This window comes from Anaerosphaera multitolerans, assembly GCF_004006535.1.
Taxonomy (GTDB): domain Bacteria; phylum Bacillota; class Clostridia; order Tissierellales; family Peptoniphilaceae; genus Anaerosphaera; species Anaerosphaera multitolerans.
This window is the reverse complement of record NZ_RLIH01000024.1, coordinates 1-11,590: the sequence shown is the minus strand read 5'-3', so window position 1 is coordinate 11,590 and position 11,590 is coordinate 1. Positions and strand designations below refer to the sequence as shown.

Annotated in this window: 9 protein-coding genes; 6 read left to right on the top strand and 3 right to left on the bottom strand. The window is 35.8% G+C overall.

Annotation, left to right across the window (positions count from 1 at the left end):
* The first annotated feature begins 124 nt into the window (after window positions 1-124).
* The 5 genes from uvrB to hisD all read left to right on the top strand — a co-directional run bounded on the left by uvrB (window position 125) and on the right by hisD (window position 8,691).
* Window positions 125-2,110: an excinuclease ABC subunit UvrB gene (gene uvrB, locus EF514_RS10355; RefSeq protein ID WP_127725383.1), complete on the top strand. Its 1,986-nt coding sequence runs from the start codon at window positions 125-127 to the stop codon at window positions 2,108-2,110.
* On the top strand, window positions 2,103-4,934 hold the full coding sequence (gene uvrA, locus EF514_RS10350) for an excinuclease ABC subunit UvrA (protein ID WP_127725382.1): 2,832 nt from the start codon (window positions 2,103-2,105) through the stop codon (window positions 4,932-4,934). The genes uvrB and uvrA overlap by 8 nt, the downstream gene beginning before the upstream one ends.
* 73 nt (window positions 4,935-5,007) lie before the next feature.
* Window positions 5,008-5,784: a L,D-transpeptidase gene (locus EF514_RS10345; RefSeq protein WP_127725381.1), complete on the top strand. Its 777-nt coding sequence runs from the start codon at window positions 5,008-5,010 to the stop codon at window positions 5,782-5,784.
* A 99-nt stretch (window positions 5,785-5,883) separates the two neighbouring features.
* Window positions 5,884-7,314 (top strand): aminoacyl-histidine dipeptidase, encoded by a 1,431-nt coding sequence (locus EF514_RS10340; protein ID WP_127725380.1) that lies wholly within the window; start codon window positions 5,884-5,886, stop codon window positions 7,312-7,314.
* A 117-nt stretch (window positions 7,315-7,431) separates the two neighbouring features.
* Window positions 7,432-8,691 (top strand): histidinol dehydrogenase, encoded by a 1,260-nt coding sequence (hisD, locus tag EF514_RS10335; protein WP_127725379.1) that lies wholly within the window; start codon window positions 7,432-7,434, stop codon window positions 8,689-8,691.
* 110 nt (window positions 8,692-8,801) lie between these two features.
* Here the strand turns inward: hisD and EF514_RS10330 are convergent, their stop codons facing one another.
* Genes EF514_RS10330 through EF514_RS10320 form a run of 3 tightly spaced genes read right to left on the bottom strand, consistent with a single transcriptional unit; the run spans window position 8,802 to window position 11,275 of the window.
* Window positions 8,802-9,248, bottom strand: coding sequence for a DUF340 domain-containing protein (locus EF514_RS10330; protein ID WP_127725378.1), 447 nt, complete (start codon window positions 9,246-9,248; stop codon window positions 8,802-8,804).
* Window positions 9,248-10,075: a DUF3100 domain-containing protein gene (locus EF514_RS10325; RefSeq protein ID WP_127725377.1), complete on the bottom strand. Its 828-nt coding sequence runs from the start codon at window positions 10,073-10,075 to the stop codon at window positions 9,248-9,250. Before EF514_RS10325 ends, EF514_RS10330 begins: the two co-directional genes overlap by 1 nt.
* Window positions 10,076-10,087: 12 nt before the next feature.
* Window positions 10,088-11,275: a M20 metallopeptidase family protein gene (locus EF514_RS10320; protein WP_127725376.1), complete on the bottom strand. Its 1,188-nt coding sequence runs from the start codon at window positions 11,273-11,275 to the stop codon at window positions 10,088-10,090.
* A gap of 145 nt (window positions 11,276-11,420) precedes the next feature.
* On the opposite strand from EF514_RS10320, the gene EF514_RS10835 reads away from it, so the two are divergent.
* Window positions 11,421-11,558, top strand: coding sequence for a hypothetical protein (locus EF514_RS10835; protein ID WP_164845592.1), 138 nt, complete (start codon window positions 11,421-11,423; stop codon window positions 11,556-11,558).
* Window positions 11,559-11,590 lie beyond the last annotated feature (32 nt).

Genomic DNA, 11,590 nt, shown 5'->3' with positions numbered 1-11,590 from the left:
GGACCGACAGTAAATGTCGGTCTTTTATAATTTTAATGTCAAAATTTATCTCTATTTATAAAACTTGAAATTTATAGATAGAGTGTTATAATAAACCTATGTTCGCATAAAGCAAGGTGATATTATGGAATTTAAAATACATGCCGATTATAAACCTATGGGGGATCAGCCCCAGGCAATTGAAGGTCTTGTAAAAGGGTTAAATAAAAATTTAAAACATCAGACTCTTCTGGGAGTAACAGGATCTGGAAAAACTTTTACCATGGCAAATATTATAGAGAAAGTTCAGAAACCTACTCTTGTTATTGCTCATAATAAGACTTTAGCCTACCAACTGGCTAGTGAGTTTAAAGAGTATTTTCCTGAAAATGCAGTAGAATACTTTGTGTCCTACTATGATTATTATCAACCTGAGGCCTATGTACCTCAAACGGATACCTTTATTGAAAAGGATTCTTCTATAAATGATGAAATAGATAAGCTTAGACACTCTGCCACAATGAGTTTGTTTGAAAGGCGAGATGTTATAATAGTAGCTTCAGTTTCCTGTATTTATGGTTTGGGAGACCCTATAGACTATGAGAGTTTAGTAGTTTCTTTAAGACCGGGAATGGTAAAAGATAGAAATGAAATTATGAGACACCTAATAGATATTCAATATGTTAGAAATGATATTAATTTTATTAGGGGAACTTTTAGAGTAAGAGGAGACGTACTTGAAATTTTTCCGGCCTATTCTTCTGAAAATTCGGTTAGAATTGAGTTCTTTGGTGATGAAATAGATAGAATTTCCGAAATAGATGCGCTTACGGGAGAAGTTTTAGGGTATAGAAAACACGTGGCTATTTATCCTGCCTCTCACTTTGCAACTTCTGAAGAAAAAGTGAAAAGAGCCATAGTGACTATTGAAGAGGAGTTAAAGGAAAGACTTGAGGAACTTCGAGACCAGGAGAAATTACTTGAAGCTCAAAGACTTGAACAGAGAACTAACTATGATTTGGAAATGTTAAAAGAGATGGGCTTTGTAAGTGGTATTGAAAACTATTCAAGACACCTTTCTCAAAGAGCTCCGGGTTCAAGACCTTATACTTTAATAGATTACTTTCCAAAGGATTTTTTGACTATAATAGATGAATCTCATGCTACAATTCCTCAAATAAGAGGAATGTACAATGGTGACAGGTCAAGAAAACAAACTTTGGTAGATTATGGATTTAGACTTCCATCGGCACTGGATAACAGACCTTTGAAATTTGATGAATTTGAATCAATGATGAACCAATGTATATATGTGTCAGCAACTCCTGGGCCCTATGAAAAGGAACATGAGCAAAATAAAGTTGAACAGATTATTAGGCCTACGGGTTTATTGGATCCTATTATTGAGGTGAGACCTACTGAAAATCAAATAGATGATCTGCTAAATGAAATAGACAGAGTTAAGAAAAAAGGCGAAAGAGTATTAGTTACAACTTTAACTAAGAAGATGGCAGAGGATTTAACTAAGTACTTTAAGGAAATAGGTATAAAAGTTACCTATATGCACTCTGATGTAGATACTATTGAAAGAATGGAAATAATTAGAGATTTAAGACTTGGAGTATATGATGTTCTTGTAGGTATTAACTTATTAAGAGAGGGCTTGGATTTGCCGGAAGTTTCTTTAGTGGCTATTTTAGATGCAGATAAAGAAGGATTTTTACGTTCTGAAACCTCTTTGATTCAAACTGCAGGTAGAACTGCCAGAAACGTTGATGGAAAAGTAATTATGTATGGTGATATTAAAACTAATTCGATGATTGCAACTATTGAAGAGACCAATAGACGTAGGTCCATTCAGGATAAGTACAACAAAGAGAATGGAATAGTACCTAAGTCTATAGTAAAGGGAATTAGAGAGGTTATAGAAGCAACGATTGTGGCGGATAAAGTTGAAGACTATACTGCAAATGTAGAAGAATTTTCCGATGAGGAAATTTTAGCAATGATTGACGCTTTAAAAATGGAAATGTATAAATCGGCCGAGGAACTTGATTTTGAAAGAGCGGCTGAAATTAGAGATAAGATAGCGGAATTAAAAGAGGGAATGGAAAGATTAAAAGATGATTAGAGGTGAAAACTTGGGAGAGAAAGATATCATAATAAAGGGAGCAAGACAGCACAACTTAAAAAATGTGGACTTAGTGCTTCCGAGAAATAAATTTATAGTTTTTACAGGTCTTTCAGGTTCAGGAAAGACCTCTCTTGCCTTTGACACCATATATGCAGAAGGACAAAGACGTTATGTTGAAAGTTTGTCTTCCTATGCACGTCAGTTTTTAGGTCAAATGGATAAACCTGATGTGGATTATATAGAGGGAATGAGCCCGTCTATTTCCATAGATCAAAAGACGACAAGCAAAAATCCGCGCTCTACTGTTGGAACGGTTACGGAGATATATGATTATTTAAGATTGCTTTATGCCAGAGCGGGACATCCTTTTAGTCCTGTTACAGGTAAAGAGATAACAGCTTATACAGTAGATCAAATGGTAGATGAGATTATGACTCTTGAAGATAGAAGCAGAATTCAAATTCTATCTCCTGTAGTAAGACAGAGAAAGGGAGCTCATAAGAGAACTTTAGACAAGATAAAAAAAGACGGTTTTATTAGAGTTATAATTGATGGAGAAATGTATGATATAGGTGAAGAGATAGAGCTGGATAAAAATAAAAACCACACTATTGAAATTGTAATAGATAGACTTATTGTAAAAGAGGGGATTGAATCCAGACTTGCGGAATCTTTGGAACTGGCAATGAGTTTTTCAGAGGGGATAGTAAATGTGGATGTAATGGATGTGGAGAAACTGACTTTTTCTTCAAAGTTGGCAGATCCTGAAAGCGGAATAGTTATAGAAGAAGTATCTCCCAGATCTTTTTCCTTCAATTCGCCCATTGGCGCCTGTGAAACTTGTAAGGGGCTTGGATTTTCCAAGGAAGTAGATCCGGATTTAGTTATTCCCAACAAGGAGCTTTCCATAAATGAGGGAGCTATAGCCAGTTATTCCAACGTTGATGGAACTTATTATGCAGAAATGGTTAAGTCCTTGGCGAAAGTTTACGAGTTTTCCACAGACGAGCCTATAAAAAATGCGCCTAAGGAATTTTTAGATGCTTTACTTTACGGCTCAGATGACAGTATTGAATTTGAATTTGACAGTCATTTTTCAGGAAGAAAAACTTACAAGGGAACTTTTGAAGGAATAGTTAAAAATTTAAAAAGAAGGTATTTGGAAACTTCTTCTGATACCATGCTTGGCAAAATAGAGGAGTTTATGAATGATGAGCCCTGTCCTTCATGTCATGGAGCAAGATTGAGACCATCTTCTCTTTTATTTAAAGTAGGCGGTTTAAATATTTTCGAGGTTACTGAACTTTCAATTTTAAAGGCAACTGAGTTTTTTGAAAATTTAAAATTGTCAGAGAAGGACAGTATAATTGCTGAGCAGTTGTTAAAGGAAATTAGATCGAGACTTTCATTTTTAAAAAATGTGGGCTTGGAGTATTTAACTCTTTCCAGAATGGCGGGAACTCTTTCAGGTGGAGAAGCTCAAAGAATTAGACTTGCAACTCAAATAGGTTCTCAATTGGTGGGAGTTATATATGTTTTAGATGAACCGAGTATAGGACTTCATCAAAGAGACAATGCAAGACTTCTAGATGCTCTAAGAGAACTTACTGATGTGGGAAATACTTTAATAGTGGTGGAGCATGATGAGGATACTATGAGAGTGGCGGATCAAATAGTGGATATAGGACCTTTGGCAGGACTTAATGGAGGACGAGTAGTGGCTCAAGGAACTGCTGAAGAGATAATGAAAGTAGAGGAATCCATTACAGGAGCATATTTGTCGGGAAGGAAAAAAATAGAAGTTCCCACTGAAAGAAGACCTTACAACGGAAAGAAAATAGAGATTTTCGGAGCTTCGGAAAACAATTTAAAAGATGTAAATGTGGAAATTCCCTTGGGGCAATTTATAGCAGTTACAGGAGTTTCCGGAAGTGGCAAGAGCTCACTTATAAATGAGATACTTTATAAAGCGCTTTCTCAAAAATTAAATCATTCTAAATTAAAACCCGGAAAATTTAAAGAGATAAAAGGATTTGAGTATTTGGACAAGGTTGTAGATATAGATCAAAGTCCAATAGGAAGGACTCCTCGCTCCAATCCTGCAACCTATACGGGGACCTTTGATATGATTAGAGATATTTTTGCAATGACCAATGAATCAAAATTAAGAGGTTATAAAAAAGGCAGATTTTCCTTTAATGTAAAGGGAGGAAGGTGTGAAGCTTGTAAAGGTGATGGAATTATTAAAGTTGAAATGCACTTTCTACCCGACGTATACGTTCCTTGTGAAGTATGTAAAGGAAAGAGATATAATAGAGAAACCCTACAAGTTAAGTATAAGGGAAAGGATATTTCTGAAGTTTTGGATATGACTGTGGAAGAAGCTCTTGTTTATTTTGAAAATCATCAAAGAGTTTTAAATAAGTTGGAGACTTTACGAGATGTGGGACTTTCATATATAAAGTTAGGTCAGCCGTCTACGCAACTTTCAGGAGGAGAAGCTCAGAGAATAAAACTTGCAACTGAACTTTCTAAAAAGGCTACGGGAAAGACGATTTATATTTTAGATGAACCCACTACAGGACTTCATAGTGAAGATATACGTAAACTTTTAAAAGTTTTGAATGAACTTGTTAACAGAGGAAATACAGTAGTTGTAATAGAGCACAATTTAGACGTTATAAAAACTGCAGACCACATTATCGACCTTGGTCCTGAGGGTGGAGATGGAGGAGGAACTATAGTTACAACTGGAAGACCGGAAGAAGTGGTGACTGTGGAGGAATCATATACAGGTCAGTTTTTAAAAACTGTCTTATAATTGTAATGAAAACTTAACTTCAAAGTATCTGAGATTATGTATATACTAGTTATAAAATAAATGGAGTGTTTGCATGGTAAAAAGATTAAAGAGATTGAATATATTTATGCTTTTGTTGTTACTGATATTTCCGGTAACAGTAAGAGGAGAAGGTTATATAAGACCTAATAATTTTATGGATAAGAGCGGAGCTGAAAAAGTTGCTGAGATAAAAAGATTTCAAGCCCTTTCCAATTTAATGGTAACCGGCGGAATTAATGATATGACCTACAAGGTTTTATACGGACCTAATATGGTTGTTAAGGATGTAATTACAAATCCTCCAACTTCAGGAGAGTGGATTGTAATTAATAAGACAAAGAAAACTTTAACCTACTATAATGGAACCAGCCCAATGTATAAGTTTCCGGTTGCCATAGGTTCAAGTGCGACGCCGACGCCTTCCGCTAAGGCAAAGATTGCGAATAAGCATGTAAATCCTGCTTGGGGCGGAATGAATGGGAAGTATCAACCAAAGGCCGCAGATGATCCTAATAATCCTTTGGGTGAAAGATGGATGGGATTAAGTATTCCGGGCCATTCCGGATATGGAATTCATGGAACTATAAAACCCGGTCAAATAGGGCAGGCCGTATCTAACGGATGTATTAGAATGTTTAATTATGACATTGAAACGTTTATATTCCCAAGAGTTAAGGTGGGTATGCCTGTATGGATGGGAACTGACGAGGAATTGGAAAGCTGGGGAGTAAGCCAGATAGTAGTTGAGGAAGCTCCTCAACCAGTGGAAGCAGTTCAGGAACCAGTTGAAGTTGAAACTTTTCAACCGGCAGAATTATTGGAATTTTAATTTAAATTTAAAGAAAGGCTTTTAAGTCTTTCTTTTTTTGTTAAAAACTATTTAAATTGAGTTTTTTTAAGTATAATAGAATTAACAGGAGGTATTAAAATGAGTTTAAATATTGAACCTAAAGAGGTTTTTAATTGGTTTTATGAGTTAAATCAAATTCCCAGAGAATCGGGAAATGAAAAAGAAGTTTCAGATTTTTTAGTTGCCTTTGCTAAGGACAGAAATTTAGAAGTAATTCAAGATGAGGAGTACAACGTAATAATAAAAAAACCGGGAACTGAGGGATATGAAAACTCCCAAACCGTAATAATCCAAGGGCATATGGATATGGTATGTGTCAAAACTGAAAATTCAAATCACAACTTTGACACTGACCCTATAGAAATGGTAGTAGATGGAGAATTTCTAAGGGCAAAGGACACAACCCTAGGCGCAGATGACGGAATAGCAGTGGCCTATGCACTGGCGATTTTAGATTCTGATGATTTATCTCATCCGCCATTGGAGGTATTAATAACTACTAATGAAGAGACGGGAATGGATGGAGCAGCAGCTATAAAGGACGGAATGTTAAAGGGCACAAGACTTTTAAATATAGACTCTGAAGAAGAGGGAATATTTCTCGTAAGTTGTGCGGGAGGAGCTACTGCTGAAGTTGAATTTAAAATTGAAAGAGAAGATTTTAAGGGAGAAGTTCTTGAAATTTCAGTTAAAGGGCTTCTAGGTGGTCATTCAGGCTCTGAAATTATCAGACAGAGAGCAAATGCCAATAAGTTAATGGGTAGAATTTTAAATGAGATTAGAAAGGCTGCTCAAATTAGAATAATATCTATTACAGGCGGAATAAAACATAATGCAATACCTTCAGATGCTAAGGTTAAGATAGTAGTTGACAATGGTGAGAAGGTAAAGGAAATAGTTAAAGAATTTGAAAAGCAGTTAAAGGCTGAATATAGAGTTGAGGACGGAGGTCTTACTGTAATTATAGAGGATGCCCAGTATTCAAAACCTTACACTGAACAGTTGACTTCTAACTTTATAGATTATTCAGTGGTAATTCCTGACGGTGTGATTTCAATGTCCAAGGATATAGATGGACTTGTAGAGACATCTCTTAACAATGCAGTTATAGAGGAATTTGAAGATGTTTTAAAATATACTACCTCTGTTCGTTCTTCCTCGGCTTCGGAACTTCAGTATGTTTTAAATGTACTTGAAATTGCTGCTGAGAAATGTAGGGGCAGCTTTGAAATTACTAACAGCTATCCTGCATGGCAATTTGAAGAAGAATCGGAAGTTAGAGATAAGGCGCTTCAAACTTATAAGGATTTATTTGGAGAAGAGGCAACTTACGATGCAATTCATGCAGGTTTGGAATGTGGACTATTAAAGGGGGTTCTTCCTGATTGCGATATGATCAGTTATGGACCGAATATTTTTGATGCTCACAGCCCAACAGAGAGAATGGAAATAAAATCTGCACAGAAGATGTGGAAGTTTACTAAAGAACTTTTGAAAAACTTAAAATAAATTAAGGGGACCTTGATTCAAGGTCCTAGTTTTTTATATAGTACTGTGATAAAATGATACATTAATAATTTAAGCTAGTATTTATAAGTTTTTACCTAATATTAATAGGGGGTAATAATGGAGTACTTAAAGAATAAAATTGAAGTTCCTTTGGAAAAAACGCAGGAGATGGAAGAAAATGTCAGGGAGATTATTGCAAATGTTAGACAGAATAAGGGTGCTGCAGTAATTGAATACAATTCCAAGTTTGACAATTGCAACAGAGAAAATCTACTTGTAAGTAGAGATGAAATTGAAGAGGCCTATAAGAATGTAAGTCCGCAATTAATTGAAGACATTAAAAAGTCAGCGGAAAATGTGAAAAAGTTTGCTATAGAGCAAAAAAACTCCATGAAAGAAGTGGAAGATTTTGAAGTTGTACCAGGAGTGTTTTTAGGGCATAGAATTTTACCTATAAAAAATGTGGGCTGCTACGTACCGGGAGGAGGCTATCCTCTATATTCCACAGCTATAATGTTAATAGTACCTGCAAAGGTAGCAGGCGTTAACAGGGTGGTAGCTTGTTCACCTCCAATGAAGGGGGAAAATAAAATCCATCCATCCACTTTAGTTGCAATGGATATAGCAGGAGTAGATGAAATTTATACTGTTGGAGGAGCGCAATCCATAGCGGCTTTAACTTATGGAACTGAGCAAATTAAAGCGGTGGATAAAATAGTAGGTCCCGGTAACCAATACGTTACTGAAGCGAAAAGACAGTGTTTTGGTCAGATAGGAATTGACTTTATAGCAGGGCCTAGCGAAGTTTTAATTGTAGCTGATGATATAGGGGAAGTGGAATATATTGCGGCAGACATACTGGCTCAGTGCGAACACGATTATCAAGCAAGGGGAATATTAATTACGACAAGCAAGGAACTAGGTGAAAAAGTAATAGGGGAAGTTGAAAATCAATTAAAAGATCTGGATACAAAAGATGTTGCAGGTGTTTCTTGGAAAAATAACGGAGAGGTAATAGTAGTTGAAACTTTAGATGAAGCTTTTGAAATGGCAAATGACTATGCACCTGAACACTTGGAAATACACGTAAAGGATGAAGAATATGCTCTTGAAAAACTTTATAATTATGGGTCTTTATTTATAGGTAAAAATGCAGCGGAGGTATTTGGAGATTATATTTCAGGCACAAACCATACTTTACCTACAGTGAGGGCTGCAAGATATACCGGAGGAGTTTCAGTTGCAACCTTTACCAAGACAGTTACGCACCAAAAAATGAATGAAGAAGGCGTAAAAAATATAGGAGAGATTGCAGTTAGAATGGCGGAGGGCGAATATTTATCGGCCCATGCCAGATCAGCTAAAAAACGTATTTAGGTGTTTAAATAAAACTTGATAGTTTATTTAAAGCAATTGGAGTAGTTATGTTATTTACAAAAAAAGAAAATACAATATAAAACCTTCTTGGATTTCCAAGAAGGCTTTTTTTAAATTTGACCCAACATTTTTAAAACTACATTAGCTATAATTGCTGAACCTATATAGGTTCCTACCATTACTACTAGAGCAAGTACAAATATTCTCCAGCCTGTTTTTTTAAGGGAATCAATATTTTTACCTGTATATATACCCGCATAGGCAAGTATAGGAGTACAAAGTGCCAGGAAATCAACTTTGGAAACAAAGTCTGAAATAACAGCGGCACCAGGAAAACCCGGAACGGTAATAATAGTTGAAAGGGTTACTATATAAGCAACACTTGGTATTTTAAAGGGAACTACCTTTGCCAGTGCAATTCCTATAAATGATACGCCTACAAGTATCAACATACCCGGAAGCGCTTCAATAGGAGATGTTCCTTTACTTACAAGGTTGCCGATTAAAGAAATAAATGCAGTTATTAATAATACTATAGCAGAATCTTTTAATTTCATTATTGCTCATCTCCTTCGTTACTTAAATTATCGCTATAAACTACTGGCGGTGGTAATTCACCGTACTTAATTCTATAACATTTTCTATACATCCACTCTGCAAGAGGAAGAGCTATCCAAATGGACATGTAAACGCCATCTAAACCTGATAACATATTACTACTTGCTCCAAAGGCTGTAATCATTTCCTCCATTTGAGGATAGGCTGCAGTTAAGGTACCTACTCCTGCGGTCATCATACTTGCTGAACCTACACCTGAAGCCATCGCAAGGGCATAGGGATGAAGCGGGGTGTAAGCAGCTAAGAAACTTGCCAATACGCCTATAAAAGGAGTACCGAATACAGTTCCAACTATATATACTCCTAAAACTCCCTGTCCTTCAGGACTGTCAAGACCGAACTTTTCTCCGATTAAAGCAACGTTCGGCTCTCTTGAAATTGAGTGAGCGCCTCCAATTACTTCTCGTTTAAGTCCAATCATTACTCCAATTGGAACTCCCAATAAAACCGTTCCGATATTTCCGAATTCTTGAAGAATAAGTGCGGGGCTTGATTTTACTATAAGCGGCAGTGTGGGACCTATATTTGTTCCATACTTTGCCATAAGTAACATCAAAGTAAGACCTATTAGGGAACCGGCATCATCCATATCTTTTTCATTAGCTATTTTTAAAAATTTAGGAGTTATTAAAACCCCGAATATCATAGCAAAGAGCATTGGTAAAAGCACTATGGATCCGGCGCCGATTGGAATGGTTATAGTATTTATAAATTCAGAAATTACAACCAGTATTAAAACTAAAAAATGCAGTTTAAAATTTTTCATTATGTCTCCTTCCTATTCATTTAAGTAATCAAGGGCGAACTGAACAAAGATTGAAGTACCCTTAAAAAATTCAGATTCATCTAGTGCGAATTTAGATGTGTGGTGACCGTAAGCTTGACCGTCAACTTCTAAAAGATTGCTTAAGAATATAAAAGTTCCGGGAACTTCTTCCAAGTAGTAAGCAAAGTCTTCGCCGCCCATTAAAGGATGGTCTATTTCAACTATGTCTTTACTATCTATAACCTTTTTAGCGGATTGAACTAGATTTTTCGTAAACTCCTCGTCGTTTACCACTGGAGGATATTTGAAATTATATTCATATTCATAGTTTGCACCGTTGGAATCAGTAACTCCTTTTACGATTTCTTCAATTCTCTCAGAAATTTTCTTTCTCAAATCATTGTTAAAAGTCCTTATAGTACCTTCAAGTTCTACAGTATCGGGAATTATATTTTGGTTATATCCTCCCTCAACTCTACAAAGAGATACTACAGCAGGCTCGTAAGGCGGTACTTCTCTACTTACTATTTTTTGAACGGATAAGATAATTTCTGCCGCCATTACAACAGGGTCAATACACTCTTGAGGATAAGCTCCGTGACCGCCCTTACCAATAACTTTAATAAAAACTCTGTCCATGGAAGCCATCATAGGTCCATAGGAAATGCCGATTTGTCCCTTTGTAACTTCTTTGGATATCTGACCTGCATGAAGACCTAGAACACCGTCAACTTTCGGATTTTCAAAAGCGCCTTCATCTAACATAGGTTTAGCTCCGCCGGGATACTCTTCACCGGGTTGAAAGATAAGTTTAACATTTCCTCTAAACCTATCTCTGTTACTGGAAAGTACCTTTGCAACACCCAGTAACATTGCTGTATGTGAATCATGGCCACAGGCGTGCATATTTTCATTTTGGGACTTAAATTCAAAATCAGTTTCTTCTTTTATGGGAAGACCGTCCATATCAGCTCTTAGAGCAAGGGTTTTGCCTTCGCCAAGATCTCCCTGAATAAGACCTACTATGGCGTTGCCATTAACTAAAGTCTTGTATTCAATGTCCATTTCCTTTAATCTGTCCTGTACAAATTTAGAAGTTTTAGGTAATTCCAGTCCAAGTTCCGGAATTTTATGCAATTCTCTTCGCCAATTGATAATATCTTTTTCAATAGACTTAACTTCTTCTAATACATCAAACATTTCATTCCCTCCTTATATTTTTGTAGATTATACCATAAAATAGCCTAGTATAAGGTAAAAATAAGCTAAATATAATGGAAAAGTTGGTATAATTTAGATAATGATTATATAATAGATATGAAAATTTACTAAGAGGATGATAAGTATGAATTTATTAAATGAGATGTTTTTAACTGTTTCAATGATTGCTTCAATGACTGCAGGCATAGTTATGTTTGTATTAAAAGTTGTGGGCTTGGTTTATATTATTAAGGTTTGTAGAAAATATTTAAGGGAAAATTAAAAAAAAGTGAGTTCCTTTAAAATGGAACTCAC